The following is a 21,361-nucleotide window of genomic DNA, read 5'->3' on the forward strand; positions in this document are numbered from 1 at the left end:
TAAAGAAATACGTTTTCTTTAGATATTAGTATTTTTTATGAATGAGTTTCACGCATGTATTCTTCTTTCTATATGCATATTAGCTATGACTAACGATAAAGAACCTGAAACACTAATAAATGTCCTATAGTTTACAATATTATATTGGCAGTAGTTGACTGAATGAAAATACGCTTGTAACAAGCTTTTTTCAATTCTAGTCAACCTTGCCGGGGTGGGACGACGAAATAAATTTTGCTAAAATATGATTTCTGTCCCACTCCCTTATCATTTCTGTCCTACTCACATCTTATTCTTTATCAGATAGTGCATTTTTATTCTTTTTTAAGTCTTCTTCAGTGACGATACGTAAATTATTATTTGGTGCGGCGCCACCTTCATCATCAAATTTACCTTTTTCAATACTTTCGTCAGTCTTATTGTCATATTCGGTAAATTTTGATTTTTCTTCTTCGAAAAATGCTTTTGGATTATTTTTTAATCTATTAGCATATTCTTTCGGATTTGTTTTTACTTCTTTAATTGTTTCATTAGCAATTGTTCCTAATTGCGTCGCTTTATCCTTAGCATTATCTTTATAGCTTTGAGGATCTTGTTTATATTTATTATATTCTGCTTTCAGCTTGTCACGACTATCTTTACGTGTAACAAGTACAGCTGCTACAGCGCCACCTATACCCAAAATCGCTTTAAATAAATTACCTTTTGCCATATCAATCGTCTCCCTTTTATTTATAATTTAATTTGTCAAAATCATTTTCAGTTAATAAACGATATTCTCCTGAATCTAGATTGCTGTCCAATTCTAAATCAGCAATTTTGATACGTCTTAAATGTAATACCTCATTTTGAATGCTATGAAACATTCGTTTAACTTGATGATATTTTCCTTCATAAATTGTTACGTGTGACGTTTGATTATCAATATAAGTTAAAATTGCAGGCTTAACCTTGCCATCAGACAGTGTTACACCCTCTTTAAAAGCTTGAATGTCGTCTTCAGTGATAGGATTTGCTGAAATAACTTCATATTTTTTAGAAACATGTTTGTTTGGACTCATTAATTCATGATTAAAATCACCATCATTCGTTATCAATAAAAGCCCTTCTGTATCTTTATCAAGACGACCAACCGTAAAAATATTTAGATGTTGGTATTCAGGTATTAAATCAATAACGGTTTTTGAATGATGATCTTCAGTTGCTGATATATAATCTTTTGGCTTATTTAACATAATATAGACATTTTCAATGTATTCTATTAATTCTCCACGAACTGTTATCTTATCGTTTTCTGGTTCTATATGTGTTTTTGGTGATTTAATTACTTGTTCGTTGACATTTACAAGGCCTTTTTTAAGTAACTGTTTGACCTCATTACGTGTACCGACGCCCATATTTGCTAAAAATTTATCTATTCTCATCGTAAAAACCTAACTCTACGTCTTAATTTTTCAGGAATTTCACCTAAGAATTCGTCCGCAAGACGCGTTTTAATTGTGATTGTACCGTAAATTAGAATACCTACTGTAACACCTAAAATAATAATGATTAAGTAACCAAGTTTAGTAGGTTCTAAGAATAGATTTGCAAGGAAGAATACTAATTCTACACCTAGCATCATAATAAATGAATACAAGAATATTTTTGCAAAATGAATCCAACTATAGCTGAATTTAAACTTCGCATATTTTTTAAGAATATAGAAATTACATCCAATTGCAAATAATAATGCGATACTAGTACTTAAAATTGCACCAGGTGTATGGAATAACATAATTAATGGATAGTTTAACGCTAACTTGATAACTACAGAAGCTAAAATAACATAAACTGTTAATTTCTGTTTATCTATACCTTGTAACATTGATGCCGTTACACTTAATAGTGAAATTAGTATTGCTACAGGCGCATAATAGAATAATAAGCGACTACCATCATGGTTAGGGTCATGACCTAAAACAATTGGATCGTAACCATAGAAAACTGTGAATAATGGTTGTGCCAAGGCCATAATTCCAATACTAGCTGGAACAGTTATAAACATTAATACACCAATAGATGTTCTAATTTGATGATGCATTTCATGTAAGCGACCTTCTGCAAATGTTTTTGTAATAAAAGGAATTAAACTCACTGCAAAACCAGCACTTAATGATGTCGGAATCATTACAATTTTATTAGTTGACATATTTAGCATATTAAAGAATATATCTTGTAACTGTGAAGGTATACCAACTAAAGATAAAGCACCGTTATGTGTAAATTGATCTACTAAGTTAAATAATGGATAATTCAAACTTACAATAACGAACGGAATACTATAAGCAATAATTTCTTTATACATCTTGCCATATGACACATCTATATCTGTGTAATCAGATTCGACCATACGATCAATATTATGCTTACGCTTTCTCCAGTAATACCAGAGTGTGAATATACCAATAATCGCACCAACTGCTGCTGCAAAAGTAGCAATACCATTGGCTAATAAAATAGAGCCATCAAAGACATTTAGTACTAAATAACTTCCGATTAATATGAAAATCACGCGTGCAATTTGCTCAGTTACTTCTGACACTGCTGTTGGCCCCATAGATTTATAACCTTGGAATATACCTCTCCATGTCGCTAATACAGGAATAAAGATAACAACCATACTAATGATTCTTATAATCCAAGTAATATCATCGACTGACCAACCGTTTTTATCATGAACGTTTCTAGCTAATGTTAATTCAGAAATATAAGGTGCTAGGAAATACAGTACCAAGAAACCTAAAACACCGGTAATACTCATTACAATAAAACTCGATTTATAAAATTTCTGACTGACTTTATATGCCCCAATAGCATTATATTTCGCAACATATTTCGAAGCTGCTAATGGTACACCTGCTGTCGCAACTGCAATTGCAATATTATATGGTGCATAAGCGTATGTGAACGGCGCCATATTTTCTTGTCCACCAATTAAATAGTTGAATGGAATGATAAAAAGTACGCCCAATACCTTGGTAATTAATATACTAATGGTAATTAAAAAGGTTCCACGCACCATTTCTTTACTTTCACTCATTACGAATCTCCCTATCTCATGTTTATTAAAGTTTTGTAAACTAAAAGCTATTTCTCTGTAAAATCATTTTTCATTATTATGAATATATCACAAAACTTTATTTCATTGTCGTATATTCAATGAATTATCATAACAAAATTATCAACACATTGTCATTGAATACTAGATTTTGATTAGAATATTACGAAATTTCATATAAACATTATACTACTATTTGAGATGAACATCGCATAACAGTAGAAAAATCATTCTTATCATACACATACATCTTCATTTTTTATGAAGTTCACATTATAAATATATTCAACATAATTGTCATCTCATAACACAAGAGATATAGCAAAGTTTAAAAAAGTACTATAAAATAGCAATTGAATGTCCAGTAACAAATTTGGAGGAAGCGTATATGTATCAAACAATTATTATCGGAGGCGGACCTAGCGGCTTAATGGCGGCAGTAGCTGCAAGCGAACAAAGTAGCAGTGTGTTACTCATTGAAAAAAAGAAAGGTCTAGGTCGTAAACTCAAAATATCTGGTGGCGGTAGATGTAACGTAACTAATCGATTACCATATGCTGAAATTATTAAGAACATTCCTGGAAATGGGAAATTTTTATATAGTCCCTTTTCAATTTTTGATAATGAATCCATCATAGATTTTTTTGAGTCTAGGGGTGTTAAATTAAAAGAAGAAGATCACGGGCGTATGTTTCCAGTTTCCAACAAAGCACAAGACGTGGTTGATACATTAGTGACAACTATCGAACGCCAACATGTAACGATTAAAGAAGAAGAAGCTGTTAGTAGAATCGAAGTTAATACAGACCAAACTTTCACTGTACATACTCAAAATAATAGTTATGAAAGCCATTCGCTAGTGATTGCTACAGGTGGTACAAGTGTCCCTCAAACTGGTTCAACTGGTGATGGTTATAAGTTCGCACAAGATTTAGGTCATACCATTACTGAGTTATTCCCGACCGAAGTTCCAATTACATCAGCTGAACCTTTCATCAAATCCAATCGTCTAAAAGGTTTAAGTTTAAAAGATGTTGAATTGTCAGTACTTAAGAAAAATGGTAAAAAACGCATCAGTCATCAAATGGATATGTTATTTACTCATTTTGGTATCAGTGGTCCAGCTGCATTAAGATGTAGTCAGTTTGTTTATAAAGAACAAAAAAATCAAAAGACACAGCACATTTCTATGGCAATCGATGCATTTCCTGAATTAAACCATGAACAATTAAAACAACACATCACATCATTATTATCGGACACACCAGATAAAATCATTAAAAACAGTTTGCATGGTCTAATTGAAGAGCGCTACTTACTGTTCATGCTGGAACAAGCAGGAATCGATGAAAATACCACATCACATCACTTATCAAATCAACAATTGAACGACTTAGTAAATATGTTTAAAGGGTTTGTATTTAAGGTGAACGGGACATTACCTATAGATAAGGCATTTGTCACAGGTGGTGGTGTGTCACTTAAAGAAATTCAACCTAAAACAATGATGTCTAAATTAGTTCCGGGATTATTTTTATGTGGTGAAGTATTAGATATACATGGTTATACTGGTGGTTATAATATTACAAGTGCACTCGTAACAGGACATGTCGCTGGATTATATGCCGGACATTACTCACATGCATCAATGGAATAATAGTATAAAATTTGGTTCGATTCTCTTTAGTAGATCAACTTTTTCATTCAATTAAAAATGACCTTAATATAACTGAGTCACTAAAAAGTGTCGTTATATTAAGGTCATTTCGTTAATTATGATTCTTTTTCGTTTTTAGTACGTCTTCTAGCTAACAAAGCCGCACCTGTAATCAGTGCAAATTCTTTCAATGGTAAATCCATTTCTTCAGAACCTGTATTTGGAAGTTCTTTTTCAACTTTGCGCGATTCATGTGTCTCTTCTTTTTTAATAGGCGTACAAACTTTTGGAGCTGGCTGAATTACTTTTGGTGATACTTTCATCGCTTCAGCTGGTAATTTAATTGCTAAAATTTCATCAACAATGAATTGCGTATGTTGTTTGATGTCATTTAATGTCGCATCTTCATCAATCATTCTATTGCCATCTGCAACATATTGATCAATTAATACTTTTACTTTAGCTAATTGTTCTGGTGTTGCGATCGCTTTGAATTTCGCATATGTTTGTTGAGCAATGTTATCAATGCGCAGTAAGCTATTTTCTTTTTCAGTAATTACTGCTTCTATATCGCTTAATGCAACATTAAATCGTTTTAAAACTGCATCAACATCAGCATTAGTGCGTGCTGTTTTTAATTCTTCATCCATTTGTAATTTTAAAGCAGTTATAGCTTTTAATGCATCAGCCTTATTACGATCACTTACTTTTCGATAATTTTGCACTAAAGCAGTGACGCGTGCAAGATCATCATTAATCGTTTTTTCAGCATCTGGCTTTTTAATAGGATGTACATCTAAATCATGTATTGTTTGTAGATTTAATGATGCTGTTTTATCAACTTGTGCATTGCTACGATCTTGATCAATTTGTCCAATAGCAGTGTCATAAATATTTTGTAACTGTGCTAATATACTATTTCTTTCTTCTACCGTTGCTTGAATATTCGCTTCAATTGCTTGTTTTTTATCGTTGAATAATGTTGTCAATTGTTCTCGAGCAGACGCCTTTCTGCTAATAACAGGTTCGATTTCACGAATTTCGTTTTTCTCATCATGCAATAAATATGCCACATCAGCATTAGTCACTGCACTAGCAATTTGTTGTTTAGCTTTAATTAACTCTTTTTCAACTTGTGCTATTGCAATATTTTGTTCTTCATCTGTCGCTTCGTTATTTGCTTTAATTAAATTAATTTTATTTGTAGCGATATTTTGAATTTGTTGTAATGCTGTTGCTTTAACTGTTGTCGCTGGTTTAATTTTTGAAATAATATTTTGAGCATCTATACTATCTTGATTAACTTGGGCAGTCTTATCTGCATGATTGATCTGATCAATAGCCTGATTAAGTGCTTGTTCTACTAAATGTTTAGCAGCTAGTCTTTCTTCTTCAGTTGATAAATCGCTTTGATCGATTAGTGCATTTTGAGCTTCGGCTTTTACACCAACAGATTGACGCGCTGCTGGTTTAACTTGAACTTTAGGTAAAATCACTTTGATGTTGTCGTTGCCATCAGTCTCAGTTCGATCCACTTCTGCATTCGTTTTGTTTTGTGCAATGTCATTTTTAATTGTATTTACAATTTTATTTAAAGTATCAATAGCAACATCTCTTTCATCTTGAGTAGTATCCAACGTATTTCGGATTGCATCGAGTTGATTTTTATTATTTTCTTCAATGCTATCAAGCGCAGCTCGTTTACGTCTTACTTTAGGTTTTATTTGCTCAATTGCCTTGATTGTTTGATTTCTAACATCAGTAACAGCAGCATCTTGATTTGTATTTTCTATTTCTTGTTGCGCTTGTTTGAGTGTGTCGCTAATTAATTGATTCGCTTCATCTAATTCATCAACTGTTGCATGTGGTGTATCTTTTATTGATTCTACTTGATTTTCTGCACTTGCTTTTATTGCTTGTTGTGCTTCAGGCTTAATTACAATATGAGGTTGTACACCTTTTAGTGTAGCAATGCCATTTGTTTCAACACGTTTCACATCATTATTCGTTACTGCTTGATTGATGTTTTGTAATGCAAGTTTTTTATTATTCGCTAATTGATTTAAAGCAACTTGTTTTTCTTCATCAGTCGCATGTTCAGCTTGCTCTATTTCTTGCTTTTTAGCCTCATATTGTTGCTTTACTGCATCTCTAGCAGCTGCTCTAACAATATGTTCAGGCGCTACTAAAGCAATGCTATCAAGCGCTTGACTTGTTGTATCATCAACTTGTTGATTTGTTCTATTATTCGTAATATCTGTCATGGCTTGATTTACAAATTCATTGATTTTATCTAGTGCTACTTGTCTTTCTTCTGCTGTTGCTTCTTTATCCTGATTAATCTTAGCACGTAATTCATTCGCTTTTTGATTGATTTTTTCACGTGCAGCTGGTTTAACTTTTGTTTCAGGTTGAATAATTTTAATCGCTGATACACCATTTGTTGCTGCTTGATTCACCTGACTATTCGTTTGAGCTTGGTCAATAGCTGCAAGTGCTTTTTCTTTTTCTTTAGCTAATGCTTGTGAAGCAACTTCTTTCTCATTATCTGTTGAATCAAGACTATTATCAATTTGCTGTTGCTTTTCTTTAACAGCTTTTTCAATATCTGCAATTGCCTTTGGTTTAATTACTACTTCAGCTTCAACATTATCTATAGCATTTAACGCTTGATTTGTAGTTGTGTCTACCTGATCATTTGTTTGGTTTTGATTAATTTGATTAAATGCTTGATCTTTAAGTTGATTGATTTGATTAACAGCAGCCTGCTTTTCTTCGTCAGTTGCATTAGGTGTTTGTTTAACCGCTTCAATACGCTTCGCCACTTCAGCAGTGATTTTATCTCGCGCTGCTTGTTTTTTTACTACGTCAACTTGAACAGCATCGATATTATTCTCTGCTACTGTCGCAGCTTGGTCTACTTCTGCATTTGTGTTAGCTTGTTTAATACTTTCAATAGCTTGTTGTCTGTCTTGATTTAAAGTATTGATCGCAGCATTTTTCTCATCATTCGTTGCATCTGGTGTAGCATTGATTTCAGCTAATTTAGCATTATAATGCTGATTGATTTGTGCTAATGCTGCAGGTTTTTTAACAATATTTGGCTGAATCGCATTAATTGCTTTTGTACCTAATTGTTGCGCTTGATCTACTTCCGCATTTGTATCAGCTTGATTTATATTATTAATTGCCGTTGCTAACTCTTGATCCACTTGATTTAAAGCCACTTGCTTTTCTTCAGTTGTTGCATTTGTGTTTTGATTAATTTCTTGCTTTTTAGCAGTTGCTAAATCATTTAATACACCTGTAGCAGTTTGTTTCTTCGTTACATGCGGTTGAACTGCGCCGATTTGATTGACTGCATCGTCTCTAATACTATTGACCATCGCAGTAGTAGATGTCACACCAATATCAGTTAATGCTCTATTTTTAAGTGTATTGACACGATTTATCGCTTCTTGTTTCTCTTCTCGAGTCGCGCCAGGTGTAGCATTGATATTTGTTATCGCCTCTCGCGCTTTATCATTTACAACATTGCGAGCATCCGTTTTAACTTGTGTTGCCGGTTGAATCACTACTATATTTTGTGTGCCCTGATCTTTTGCTTGTGCAACTTCTTGATTCGTATCTGCTGCATTAATATTTTGCTTCGCTGTGGCTACAGCTTGATCAAGTAATTGTTGTGCTGCTTGTTGTTCTTCGAGCGTCGCATCATTATTATTAAATATCGTATTATGTTGCGTTTCCGCACTTTTATCGATGGCATTTTTTGCATCTGTTTTTACCTTTGTAGCTGGTGTAATTGCTTGTATTCCTTGTATCGCATTTGTCTTCACTTGTTCCACTTCAGCATTGGTATTAGCGTTTAAAATGTTTGTGTTTGCTGCAGTTACAGCAGCATTCACTTTGTCAATTGCTGCTTGTCTTTCTTCTTGAGTCGCATCAGGATTAGCATTGATCTCTGCGATATGTTGTTGTGCATCATGTGATACGGCATCCCTTGCAGCTTGCTTAACAACAGTTACAGGAGCAATTGGATTAATGGCATTTAGACCATCTCCTTTGGCGTTATCAACATCAGCATTTGTTGTTGCTTGATTGATTTGTTCTAAAGCATGGTTGGTTGCTTGAGTTAATTCGTTCAATGCTGCATTTTTCTCTTCCTGAGTTGCTTCTCTATTACTATTTATTTGTTGTCTTTTCGTTGCTGTTGCTTGGTTAATTGCATCTCTTGCAGCTTGTTTATGTGTCACTTGAGGAACAACTGATCCAATAGTATTGATGCCATTATTTTTAGCTGTTTCAACGTCAGCATTTGTAGTAGCATTCGTAACATTATCAATAGCATCTGTTTCATCCGTAGCTAATTGATTTATTGCATCTTGAATCTCGTCTTCAGTAGCATCTGGTGTTGCATTGATAATTTCCCTTTGTTTCGTTGCTTTATCACGTATTGCTTTTTTAGCATTTGGTTTAACAACCGGTGTTGCAGTATCCCCACTTAAGGTCTGTATACCTTGATCTTTGATTCTAGTAACGCCATCATCAGTCGTTTGATCACCAATATCACCAATAATATTGCCTTTATGTTCCTCGATAACTTGTATTGCTGCTTGTTTTTCTTCATCTGTCAGTTCATCATTTTGATTAACTAAATCTTCCATTTGATCAGCTTTTTGATTTACTGCATTTTCAGCATCAACACTTCGAATTAAAGTATGTTGCATCTGATTAGTTAATGTATCAATATCTGCTTGAGATACTCTTTTATTTAATGGTACATTGTTACGATTTTCAGCTAAAATTGTTTGTGCACGTTTTTTAAGATCATTAAAGATATCTAATGATGCAAATGTATAATCAGCTTGTTGAATACGTCTGTCAACTTCGGCTTGTAATGCATCTTTATTCATGATGATATCGATAGTATATGGATTTGTACTTACAGTATGACTTTCTGCAGCTGAATTAATGAAATCTTGTGTATATGTTTTATACGTTAATGTATCATTAAATGTTACTGTTCTTGGTGTCGGTACATTATTAACACGCAACTTATACTTTAAATCCAATATTTTATCAGGCATTAGTCGTGCAGGTGAATTCGTTGTGCCACCACCAGTGCTTTTAATTGTTATCACTCGATTCGCCGCATCATATGTAACATTCATATCATTAACATCAACGCCTGAATTGTTACTTGGAAAATCTTTAGTCAATGAATTGTTCACATATTCTACCCCTTCAGGTAATTGAATTTTATAAACAAATTCATCTGTGTCTAAAGAAGCACCAGAATTACCATTATTTTTTAGTGATGTTGTAACTGTAAATTCTTTATTATTCGTTGCTGTGGGTTCCATTGTTCGTCTTTCAACATAAACATGTGACCCAGAATGAAGTCCGATAGAGTCAACAAAGCTATAGTATTTGTAACCATCTTTTAGTTGATAAATGCCACGCGCATCTGTTATTGCGTCATTTTTAGGTACAAATTGAATTTTGAGATTTCTCACATTATCAGGTACTTTAAATAAACGCAAAGTTGGACCGCCTTCAACAGTCTTTTCAGCAATCGTATCATTAGTATCAGCATTTTTGATAATAACATTTGTTGCGCCTTGACCATTTTTAGTTGGCATTGTATTAAATTCAAAGATTAATTCAGAATTTGGATTTACTGTTAAAGATTTTTCAATACCATTAAAATCTCCATGATTACTAGCGTCCGTCCCGCTTATACGTCCTAATGCAAGTACATTGCCTTGTGCCTGATAGGTTCTGTTGCTCCCAGCCTCAAACATACTTGTTCTAACCATCGCATGACTTAGCACACCTACTTTACCACCATTGATAAGTGTAAAGCCTGGTAAATTATCAACAACTGTTACTGATGGTACAGAACGGTTGGTACTTGGTCTAATACTATTGTCATCAAATGACAGCACTTCGTTAGGTGCATTTTGTCCTGCATTATTGGCATTAGGATCAGTTGTAGGCGTGTATGGCGCTGTAATTGCAACTGGTGCACCACCGTTTCCTGCCGCTGCAGCCCCTGGATCTGCTGGAGTTGCATTAGGATCTGCCGGTGCCGCACGTCTACTTCTCTTTTTCGGTCTATTAGATGCTGGTTCAGCAATTGCAACTAGCTCTGGTTTATCTGAAGAATGACGAACATCTTCTTGAATTTCCTTTAAAGTTAGATGTCCTCCTGAACCATTTTCATTTGTTTTATTTGGTACATTTAATGTGGTATTATTCGACGCTACATCATTATTATTAGCGTTTGACACTGTCTCAGTTGCTGTTGTATTGCCATCTGTATGATTATTGTTTTGTGCTGAAGGCGTACTTGATTGCACTGATGTTGGCGTAGCTTGATTTACTATACTACCATTATTATGATTAACCAATGCTTGATTCGTTGCTTGATTGGTTGTTGCAGATTGATTAGGTGTATTCTGCGCACTATTTGCTAAACCTCTATTATTAGCAACATCTTTATCTTGTGAATTTACAGGTGTTGCTTGATTAGTATCGCTTTGTACATTATTATCCGTAGTTAAGGCTTGTGCACCATTTGGGTTTGAAAGTAATAAAACTGTTCCGATTAAAGTAGAGAATATGCCTACTTTATACTTCCTAATACTATATTTATTTTTCTTTAACAAATTCATTTCATTTTCCTCCTGGTTGTCTGTTCTCTGCTGTGTTGTTAAGAATTATGCTAAAAATATACGCTCCCTCACATTATGTTTATAGCTATATTATTTTGTACAATATTTTAAGTTCACTCGATTTTATCATCATCATTTTATAAAATAAAGTTTTATTTTATTACAATTTAGTTTCCGTTTTGTAATTAAAATCTTAATAAAACATAACAAGAACGCTTTAGATTGTTTTGTAACAGAAAGTAATTCATACCAAAAAACACCAAGCAACCGAAACGTTACTTGGTGTCATTACAAATGTAATATTATTTTAAATTATGTCACTACTTTAAATACTTTTTATTTCCAAACCTTCATCGCCCCATGCGTGCATGCCGCCTTCGACATTTACGGCATCAATGCCATTTGCCTCTAAATATTCTACAACTTTAGCGCTTCGAACTCCACCAGCACATACAATATAATATATTTCATTTTTATTAAATGAATTTAAATTATCCGGAATGGTATCCATTGGAATCAACTTTGCATTAGGAATATATCCCATTGCTGTTTCTTCGTCAGTACGAACATCAACAATTTGAACTGGTTTAGATTCTAAAAGTTTGTTTTTTAATTCATCTGTAGTAATTGACTTCATTTCAAAGTCCTCCTTAAAACATTATTTAGCTACAATATTGACTAATTTTTGAGGAACAGCGATGACTTTCATGATGTCTTTACCTTCAATACTCGCTTTAACATTGTCATTAGATAAGGCAATTTCTTGCATTTCTTCTTTTGATGTATCTTTAGCAATTTTAATTTTAGCTCTCAATTTACCATTTACTTGAACAACGATTTCTACTTCATCATCTACAAGTAGTGCTTCGTCATAAGTTGGCCAAGGTTGGTACGTAATAGACTCTTCATGTCCTAATTTTGACCATAATTCTTCACCGATATGTGGTGCAATAGGTGCTAACATTTTAACGAAGCCTTCAATGTAAGGTTTATAAACTTCATCAACTTTATAACACTCATTAATAAATACCATTAATTGACTAATAGCAGTATTAAATCCTAATGTTTCAAAGTCTTCTGTTACCTTTTTAACAGTTTGGTTATAAACTTTATCTAAAGATTTATTATTTGTAGTTACAATTTTTGAACTCAATGTTCCATCTTCATTTACCATTAAACGCCATACGCGATCTAAGAATCGACGAGACCCATCTAATCCTTTTTCACTCCATGCAATTGCAGCATCTAAAGGTCCCATAAACATTTCGTAAAGACGTAAAGTATCTGCACCATGAGACTGTACTATATCATCAGGATTGATTACATTTCCTTTAGATTTACTCATCTTCTCATTACCTTCTCCTAAAATCATACCTTGGTTAAATAATTTTTGGAAAGGTTCTTTAGTAGGTACGATACCCAAATCATAAAGGACTTTATGCCAAAATCTTGCATATAATAAGTGAAGAACCGCATGTTCTACTCCACCGATATATAAATCAACAGGTAACCAATGTTTTAATTTTTCAGGATCTGCTAACATATTTTCATTTTTAGGATCGATGTAACGTAAATAATACCAACAACTACCTGCCCATTGTGGCATTGTATTTGTTTCACGACGTCCTTTCATACCTGTTTTTTCATCTACAACATTTACAAATGAATCAATATTAGCTAGTGGAGACTCACCAGTCCCTGATGGCTTGATTTCATCTGTTTCAGGTAACAACAATGGTAGCTCTTCTTCAGGAACAGTTGTCATTGTTCCATCTTCCCAATGAATGACAGGAATTGGTTCGCCCCAATAACGCTGACGACTGAATAACCAATCTCTTAATTTGTAATTAACTTTCTTTTCGCCAGCACCTTTTTGCTCTAATAATTGAATAGCTTTAGTAATTGCCGCTTCATTTTCTAAACCATCAAGTTCACCAGAATTAATATGTTTACCTTCACCAGTGTATGCTGCTTCTTCAACATTTCCACCTTCGATGACTTCAATGATTGGCAAATCAAACTTTTTAGCAAATTCATAATCTCTGTCATCATGCGCTGGTACTGCCATAATTGCTCCAGTACCATATGTTGATAATACATAATCAGCAATCCAAATTTGTACTTTTTCACCAGATAAAGGATTAATTGCATATGCACCAGTAAACACACCTGATTTATCTTTTGCTAAATCTGTACGTTCTAAATCTGACTTTTTAGAAGCTTCTGTTTGATAAGCTTTTACTTTTTCTTTATATTCATCAGTTGTAATTGAATTAACTAATGCATGTTCAGGACTTAAGACTAAGAATGATGCACCATAGATTGTATCTGGTCTAGTCGTAAATACTTCTACTTTTCCTTCCGCTTCCGTATTATCTACATCAAATGAAACTTTGGCCCCTTCAGAACGTCCAATCCAATTGCGCTGCATATCTTTTAAAGATTCAGGCCAATCTAAATCATCTAAATCTGCTAATAATTGATCTGCATATTCTGTGATTTTAAGTACCCATTGTTTCATCGGCTTACGATAAACTGGATGTCCACCACGTTCAGAGACACCATCAATCACTTCTTCGTTAGATAAAACAGTGCCTAATGCTGGACACCAGTTAACTGCAACTTCATCAACGTATGCTAAACCTTTGTTATATAACTGTATGAAAATCCACTGTGTCCATTTATAGTATTCTGGATCTGTTGTATTAACTTCACGATCCCAATCATAACTGAACCCTAATTCTTTAATTTGTCGTTTAAAAGTTTGGATATTTTTCTTTGTAAATTCACGTGGGTCGTTGCCAGTGTCTAAAGCATATTGCTCTGCTGGTAATCCGAATGCATCCCACCCCATCGGATGTAATACATTATATCCTTGCATTCTTTTATATCTTGAAATGATATCTGTTGCTGTATAGCCCTCAGGATGTCCAACATGTAAACCAGCACCTGATGGATATGGAAACATGTCTAAAGCATAAAATTTCTTTTGACCTAAGTTATCATTTGTTTTAAATGTTTTATTTTCGTCCCAATAGTCTTGCCATTTCTTTTCAATTTGATTGTGGTTGTAATTCAACACATTTCCTCCTATTCAATAAAAAAGACACCTCTAACTATTCTATTTACATAGGGACGACATTTGCCGCGTTACCACCCTATTTCACAAAAATTGTGCACTCATTTTAATAGTAAGAGATGTCATTCATTCAATTTAAAATTAATACGATTTACATTTAGTCCTTAACACTAGCTCTCAGCATCACTAGCTTTCTGTAGAAAAGCTCCAAACGAAATTAAATTATACAAATTAATATTATGTTATAACGACATTTATTTCAAGTCTATAACGTTAATTCTATTTACTCATTATGCATCTATTTTTTTAGGTTGCGTATTATTCTCCTTGAAAACCATTAATAATATTAATGCAAATACAAGTAGTAGCATCATACCGATAAACATCATGCGCATATTAAACGCATCAACTAATACACCACCAAGAAATGGACCAAATGCTTTTCCTACTGTAGCAGCTGAATTCACAAAACCTTGGTACTGTCCTTGCTTACCATCTGGCGCTAACTGATTGGCTATAGTTGGAACTGCTGGCCATACAAACATTTCTCCAAAAGTTAAAATAATCATACCGACAACAAATATTGTAAAGTTTTCGGCAAAACTCGTGACAAAGAACGACAACATAAAAATGATGATGCCGACAAACATTTGCTTCTTTAAGTTTCCTTTTAACAGATAGAGAATCGGTTTAATTAATGGTTGTGCTACTAAAATCATTATTCCGTTAATTGTCCATAAAACACTATATTGTGCCATTGAAATATTAATAGATTGTGTAAATGAAGCGATTGTAGACTCCCATTGAATATATGCAACCCAACAAATTGCAAACATTGCACAAATTAGTACTAATGAAATAAATCTTGCTTTATTCTTTTTACCAGTAATATCTAATTGAGTTGGATATTTAACTTTCGCATTAATTTCAATATTAAATTGCGTTACCGCGACAAGCGCAAACACAACATACATAATAAGATTGGCTAAAAAGATATAGTTAAAGCTAAATTCTGCGACAAAGCCGCCCATTGCAGCACCGACAGCCACACCAATATTTTGCGCTAAGTATATCGCATTAAACGTTTGTCTTCCGCCATTTGGCCACACTGCTCCAGCCATAGCGTATATCGCAGGAATAATCATTCCGCCACCAAACCCTAACATTACAAGCCATACAGCATACCAAGGCCACCCGTGAAAGAAATTAAGTAGCGTTGTACTACAAAGACAAGTGAAAGTTCCAATTAAAATCGTCTTGTATCCACCTAATTTATCAAATAGTGAACCACCTAATAAGTTTCCAATAACCATGCCAAATGAATTTATCATTAGCACTAAACCAGCAACAGTTAAACTTTTTCCAAGTTCTTGTTTCATATAAATTGTATTTAAAGGCCACAAAAAACTGGAACCAGTAATATTTAACGCCATGCCAATTACTAGCCACCAGACTGATTTAGGTATATTCATATTTCATAGTTCCTCTCTCTTTTTTGTCAAACTATAATAAACACTATAACATTAAAATATGTTAAAATCTGTACTTAGAACTCTTTTTTTATAGAAAGGAAAATGACATATGGGCAATCATTTCCAATACGCTTTTGAAAACAAACGTTATCACACATGGAATTACCATTTAAAAAATAAATTTGGACAAAAAATATTTAAAGTTGCATTGGATGGCGGGTTTGACTGTCCTAACCGCGATGGCACTGTAGCACATGGTGGATGTACATTTTGTTCTGCTGCAGGTAGCGGAGACTTTGCAGGTAATCGTGCAGATTCAATCGCAGTACAATTTAAAGAAATTAAAGAAAAGATGCATGAGAAATGGCACGAAGGAAAATATATTGCTTATTTTCAGGCATTTACAAATACACATGCGCCAGTTGAAGTATTAAAAGAAAAATTCGAACCTGTACTTAAAGAACCGGGTGTTGTAGGATTATCTATTGGTACGCGTCCTGACTGTCTACCAGACGATGTTGTCGAATATTTAGCAGATTTGAATCAACGAACATACTTATGGGTTGAATTAGGACTACAAACAATCCATCAATCAACATCTGATTTAATCAATCGTGCCCATGATATGAAAACTTATTATGATGGTGTGGCAAAATTACGTAAGCATAATATCAATGTATGTACACACATCATTAATGGCTTACCTGGCGAAGACTATGACATGATGATGGCTACTGCCAAAGAAGTTGCACAAATGGATGTACAAGGTATTAAAATTCATTTACTTCATTTGTTAAAAGGTACACCGATGGTAAAACAATACGATAAAGGTTTATTAACTTTTATGACTCAAGAAGAGTACACAAACCTAGTTGTGGACCAATTAGAAGTGATTCCCCCTGAAATGATCGTTCACCGAATTACCGGTGATGGTCCAATAGATATCATGGTCGGTCCAATGTGGAGTGTTAATAAATGGGAAGTATTAAATGGCATCGATGCTGAATTAGCACGTAGAAATTCATATCAAGGCTTGCGTTACAAGTCTAAGGTGAAGCAATGAAATTAGAACGTATACTCCCTTTTTCAAAAACACTTATTAAACAACATATAACACCAGAAAGTATTGTTGTAGACGCAACTTGCGGTAACGGCAATGACACTTTATTTTTAGCCGAACAAGTACCAGAAGGACATGTTTATGGTTTCGACATTCAAGATTTAGCTTTGGAAAATACACGTGATAAAGTTAAGGATTTCAATCATGTTTCTTTAATAAAAGATGGACATGAAAATATTGAACATCATATAAATGATGCACATAAAGGTCATATTGATGCAGCCATCTTTAACCTAGGTTATTTGCCTAAAGGTGATAAATCTATCGTGACAAAGCCTGACACGACAATCCAAGCTATTAATTCATTGCTATCATTAATGTCAATTGAAGGTATTATTGTACTTGTTATATATCATGGTCATAGCGAAGGACAAATTGAGAAGCATGCATTGCTTGATTACTTGAGTACTTTAGATCAAAAGCATGCGCAAGTTTTGCAATATCAATTTTTAAACCAACGTAATCATGCTCCATTCATTTGTGCCATAGAAAAAATTTCTTAAGCATTTGCTGCGCTATACTATTTATAATTTAGGATTGAGTAGTCAACATTTGAAAAATTAATACCAACAACAAAAAGAGGTTTTCAACTTAATGAAAACCTCTTTTTATGCTATTAAACTTACACAGCAATAATTGCGTTTAAACTATTTTGCATTGCTGTTGCTCTACTTGCAATCGCATCACTGATGAAATTCAACAACTCTACTTTCTCTTGTTGTAACTTTTCATTAAAATGAATAATAACTGTTCTTTCATCGTCAACAGGACGCTCTTTGTAAATCCATTCTAATTCAACTAAATTATTATACGTTCTCGTACGCTTATACGGTTTAACTTCAACAAATCTGTCCATTTCTTTAAGCGTCATAGAACCTTTTTGCCATAAAGTTAGTAAAATTAAAATTTCTTCTCTAGACATTTTGTATTCGCTTTCAATCTCGCTGAAAATTGAGTTAATGTCACCCAAAAGTGTTTCTAATTGCAAAATCCCAAATACAGTGTCGTTATTTACTTTTTTCATGCTAAACATCTCCCAATTAATAATCACATATTTAGCTACCATACAAGTATTAACAAACATCCCAACAATCCCGAAACTTGTATGTGCTAACTTATGCATAAAACTACAAGTGTAAATAAACTTGCTTTCTATTCAATTGTCAAAGTTGAATAAAATTAAATAAGTATAAAAACCAATAATCAATAGAGTTAATATTTAGAAATAAGATAATAGTACATAAAACAAATCACTCTATTACATATTAATTTTATAATTTATATACAAAGAAAATATATCAATATTACCATTAAATTGCAACAATTCTACATATATTTCTTCAAAAAAGATACGCATTGAATTTTTATTACATATAACTCTCATGAAAATTGATTAAACTAAATTAATTAGTTAGCCTTAAATTTAACAAATTAAATCAAACCGAATGAGGCTAAATTGGTTATTTTTCAAGATATGATTTGTATAAATCAAAACATTTCTTACAAATCAAATGTGTATAAAATGTGATATACATTCTCAACCTTAAAAAAGTTCTAAAAAAAAGATGAGCATCTACTGTCTCATCTTTTTAGAATATTAAATTTCTACAATTTCGTCATCTTCAACAATAAAGCCCATTGTATTGACGCTGTTATTTAAGAAAGTCAGAATATAACGCATTACTTCATCGCGTTCTGGCTCATTGTGAACCTCGTGGTAAAAACCTTGCCAAGCTTTAAAATATAATTCAGGTGTTTGATATTTTTCTTTAAACTCATCAATTGCCCTAGTATCAACAATTAAATCCTTCGTTCCATACATTAATAGCGTTGGCATTGGTTGAATGTCATGAATATGAGCCATCGTATCTTTCATCGTCTCATTAATTGTATTATACCAATGATACGTTGCTTTTTTTAACATTAAACCATCGTTAACTGTTTCTTCAACAATTTCTAAATTACGTGTTAAATCTTTTGGTTCTACACCAACATTAAAACGTGTGTCTTTTGAAATTTTACCTATATTTGAAACAAGTTTATCTTTACGATTTTTTCCATTCTTTTGAAGTTCTAGCATAGGAGAAATTAACATCATCCCCTCGATTGGCAATTCTACTTTTTCAAGTAAATTTAATAAAATCAAACCGCCAAGTCCTACCCCTAATACATAAGTAGGAATTTTATATTCATTAGCTATCTTTAACCAGTCTAGCAAACTTTCGTGATACGTTTGAAAGTTTTCAATTTGTCCTTTATTAGCTCTTGAAGTTTGACCTTGACCAGGCAAATCTCCCATAATCACATGATAGCCATTTCTTCTTAACATCGTAATAACATATGCATATCTTCCCGTATGTTCTAATATATTATGAGCAATAACAACGACGCCTTTCGCATCATTTTCAGCTTCCCACTTCCACATTATTATACTGCCCCTTTTTCATTAATCTTCAATAACATAATTATAGCAAATTCACTATGTAGATTTCTATTTATAGTATTATTGTTGTCCATATTATTATATATAAATGAAATCAACATCAATGATAGTGTAATTATACATAATTATTTTTGATTGTTTTTTATGAAAACGCTTTCTCGAATATTTTTTTCATGCTAAACTTATTGTAAACACAAGGGTTTGGAGGAGTAGCAATGGCACTATTAAAGAATTTTTTTATCGGATTATCTAATAATAGTTTTTTAAACAACGCAGCAAAAAAAGTGGGCCCACGTTTGGGCGCCAATAAAGTCGTTGCCGGAAATACAATTCCAGAGTTAATTAATACAATCGAATACTTAAATGACAAGAATATCGCTGTTACAGTAGACAATTTAGGGGAATTTGTCGGTACAGTTGAAGAAAGTAATCATGCTAAAGAACAAATTTTAACAATTATGGACGCGCTTCATCAACATGGCGTAAAGGCACATATGTCTGTTAAATTGAGTCAGTTAGGTGCAGAATTCGACTTAGAATTAGCTTACCAAAATTTAAGAGAGATTTTACTTAAAGCAAATACTTACAACAATATGCATATAAATATTGATACTGAAAAATATGCTAGCCTGCAACAAATTGTTCAAGTTTTAGATCGATTAAAAGGCGAATTTAGAAATGTTGGTACTGTAATTCAAGCATATTTATACGATAGCCATGAATTAGTTGATAAGTACCAAGATTTACGATTACGTTTGGTTAAAGGTGCATATAAAGAAAACGAATCAATTGCATTTCAATCTAAGGAAGACGTAGATGCAAATTACATCAAAATAATTGAACAACGTTTGTTAAACGCACGCAATTTCACTTCAATTGCAACACATGACCATCGCATCATTAATCATGTAAAACAATTTATGAAAGAAAATCACATTGAAAAAGATCGTATGGAATTCCAAATGCTCTATGGTTTTAGATCAGAGTTAGCAGAAGAAATCGCAAATGAAGGCTATAATTTCACTATTTATGTACCTTATGGCGATGATTGGTTTGCGTATTTTATGAGAAGATTAGCAGAACGCCCACAAAACCTATCTCTTGCTGTAAAAGAATTTGTGAAACCTGCTGGCTTAAAACGTGTTGGCATAATTGCAGCTTTAGGAGCTACAGTTATGTTAGGTTTAAGTACAATTAAAAAATTATGCCGTAAATAGAGCAAGACATAAACAATAATTTAGGAGTCTGGAACAATAATCAATGTTCTAGGCTCCTAAATGTTATATTGGCAGTTCTGAAACATTTATAAATCTTTGATTATGAACTCACAACAGTGCTCTATGCTTTTATAGATTTTAATAAATTAGCCATTTCAATTGCACTTACTGCTGCTTCGGCACCTTTATTACCAGCTTTCGTACCTGCTCTTTCCACAGCTTGTTCAATACTTTCAGTCGTTAAAATACCAAATATGACTGGTACATTAGTTTGATCATTTACTTTAGAAACACCTTTCGCGACTTCATTACAAACATAATCATAATGAGACGTAGCACCGCGAATTACGCATCCTAATGTAATTATTGCATCATAATTTCCTGATGAGGCTAATTTTTTAGCTACTAAAGGAATTTCAAACGCACCTGGCACAAATGCTACATCAATATTGTCTTCATTAACATCATGTCGAATCAAAGTATCTTTTGCACCTTCAAGTAATCTTCCAGTGATAAAATCATTAAATCGACTAACTACGATTGCAACTTTCAAATCTTTTCCAATTAATTTACCTTCAAAATTCATGTTAAAATCC

Annotated in this window: 15 protein-coding genes; 4 read left to right on the forward strand and 11 right to left on the reverse strand. The window is 33.2% G+C overall.

Features of this window, described 5'->3' with window-relative positions; all coding sequences use genetic code 11:
- Positions 1–289: 289 nt before the first annotated feature.
- The 3 genes from IDG66_RS01860 to IDG66_RS01870 are packed head-to-tail and all read right to left on the reverse strand — an operon-like array spanning position 290 to position 3,082.
- Positions 290–712 (reverse strand): YtxH domain-containing protein, encoded by a 423-nt coding sequence (locus IDG66_RS01860; RefSeq protein ID WP_001051856.1) that lies wholly within the window; start codon positions 710–712, stop codon positions 290–292.
- Positions 713–728: 16 nt separating this feature from the next.
- The gene (locus IDG66_RS01865; protein ID WP_001217122.1) at positions 729–1,424 is read right to left on the reverse strand and encodes a pseudouridine synthase; all 696 of its coding nucleotides are present in this window, start codon (positions 1,422–1,424) and stop codon (positions 729–731) included.
- Positions 1,421–3,082, reverse strand: a complete 1,662-nt coding sequence (locus IDG66_RS01870; protein WP_000004339.1) for a putative polysaccharide biosynthesis protein — start codon at positions 3,080–3,082, stop codon at positions 1,421–1,423. Before IDG66_RS01870 ends, IDG66_RS01865 begins: the two co-directional genes overlap by 4 nt.
- Positions 3,083–3,488: 406 nt before the next feature.
- Between IDG66_RS01870 and IDG66_RS01875 the strand changes: the two genes are divergently transcribed.
- Complete coding sequence (locus tag IDG66_RS01875; RefSeq protein WP_000285019.1) at positions 3,489–4,757, forward strand: BaiN/RdsA family NAD(P)/FAD-dependent oxidoreductase; 1,269 nt, start codon at positions 3,489–3,491, stop codon at positions 4,755–4,757.
- Between the two features lie 116 nt (positions 4,758–4,873).
- On the opposite strand, the gene sasC is transcribed toward IDG66_RS01875, so the two are convergent.
- The 4 genes from sasC to IDG66_RS01895 all read right to left on the reverse strand — a co-directional run bounded on the left by sasC (position 4,874) and on the right by IDG66_RS01895 (position 15,985).
- Positions 4,874–11,434: an LPXTG-anchored aggregation protein SasC gene (gene sasC, locus IDG66_RS01880; protein ID WP_001050541.1), complete on the reverse strand. Its 6,561-nt coding sequence runs from the start codon at positions 11,432–11,434 to the stop codon at positions 4,874–4,876.
- Between the two features lie 325 nt (positions 11,435–11,759).
- The gene (locus IDG66_RS01885) at positions 11,760–12,071 is read right to left on the reverse strand and encodes a rhodanese-like domain-containing protein (RefSeq protein ID WP_000836465.1); all 312 of its coding nucleotides are present in this window, start codon (positions 12,069–12,071) and stop codon (positions 11,760–11,762) included.
- A 21-nt stretch (positions 12,072–12,092) separates the two neighbouring features.
- Positions 12,093–14,516: a leucine--tRNA ligase gene (gene leuS / locus IDG66_RS01890; RefSeq protein ID WP_001789004.1), complete on the reverse strand. Its 2,424-nt coding sequence runs from the start codon at positions 14,514–14,516 to the stop codon at positions 12,093–12,095.
- Positions 14,517–14,803: 287 nt separating this feature from the next.
- On the reverse strand, positions 14,804–15,985 hold the full coding sequence (locus IDG66_RS01895) for an MDR family MFS transporter (RefSeq protein ID WP_001025071.1): 1,182 nt from the start codon (positions 15,983–15,985) through the stop codon (positions 14,804–14,806).
- 109 nt (positions 15,986–16,094) lie between these two features.
- Here IDG66_RS01895 and mnmL point away from each other — a divergent pair, with 109 nt between their 5' ends.
- The gene (gene mnmL / locus IDG66_RS01900) at positions 16,095–17,048 is read left to right on the forward strand and encodes a tRNA modification radical SAM protein MnmL/YtqA (protein ID WP_000526539.1); all 954 of its coding nucleotides are present in this window, start codon (positions 16,095–16,097) and stop codon (positions 17,046–17,048) included.
- Complete coding sequence (gene mnmM / locus IDG66_RS01905) at positions 17,045–17,608, forward strand: tRNA 5-(aminomethyl)-2-thiouridylate-methyltransferase MnmM (protein WP_000764419.1); 564 nt, start codon at positions 17,045–17,047, stop codon at positions 17,606–17,608. Before mnmL ends, mnmM begins: the two co-directional genes overlap by 4 nt.
- 119 nt (positions 17,609–17,727) lie before the next feature.
- Here the strand turns inward: mnmM and IDG66_RS01910 are convergent, their stop codons facing one another.
- The 3 genes from IDG66_RS01910 to IDG66_RS01920 all read right to left on the reverse strand — a co-directional run bounded on the left by IDG66_RS01910 (position 17,728) and on the right by IDG66_RS01920 (position 19,652).
- Positions 17,728–18,129 carry a transcriptional regulator, SarA/Rot family gene (locus IDG66_RS01910; RefSeq protein ID WP_000757543.1) on the reverse strand — a complete coding sequence of 134 codons (402 nt, stop codon included), beginning with the start codon at positions 18,127–18,129 and terminating at the stop codon, positions 17,728–17,730.
- A 573-nt stretch (positions 18,130–18,702) separates the two neighbouring features.
- Positions 18,703–19,530, reverse strand: coding sequence for an alpha/beta fold hydrolase (locus IDG66_RS01915; protein WP_000266096.1), 828 nt, complete (start codon positions 19,528–19,530; stop codon positions 18,703–18,705).
- Positions 19,531–19,532: 2 nt separating this feature from the next.
- Complete coding sequence (locus IDG66_RS01920) at positions 19,533–19,652, reverse strand: hypothetical protein (protein ID WP_001790712.1); 120 nt, start codon at positions 19,650–19,652, stop codon at positions 19,533–19,535.
- A gap of 111 nt (positions 19,653–19,763) precedes the next feature.
- Between IDG66_RS01920 and IDG66_RS01925 the strand changes: the two genes are divergently transcribed.
- Complete coding sequence (locus IDG66_RS01925) at positions 19,764–20,765, forward strand: proline dehydrogenase family protein (protein ID WP_001196354.1); 1,002 nt, start codon at positions 19,764–19,766, stop codon at positions 20,763–20,765.
- A 121-nt stretch (positions 20,766–20,886) separates the two neighbouring features.
- On the opposite strand, the gene ribH is transcribed toward IDG66_RS01925, so the two are convergent.
- On the reverse strand, positions 20,887–21,351 hold the full coding sequence (gene ribH, locus IDG66_RS01930; protein WP_001008549.1) for a 6,7-dimethyl-8-ribityllumazine synthase: 465 nt from the start codon (positions 21,349–21,351) through the stop codon (positions 20,887–20,889).
- Positions 21,352–21,361 lie beyond the last annotated feature (10 nt).

The sequence above is a fragment of the Staphylococcus sp. EG-SA-18 genome (genome assembly GCF_017151825.1).
Taxonomy (GTDB): domain Bacteria; phylum Bacillota; class Bacilli; order Staphylococcales; family Staphylococcaceae; genus Staphylococcus; species Staphylococcus aureus.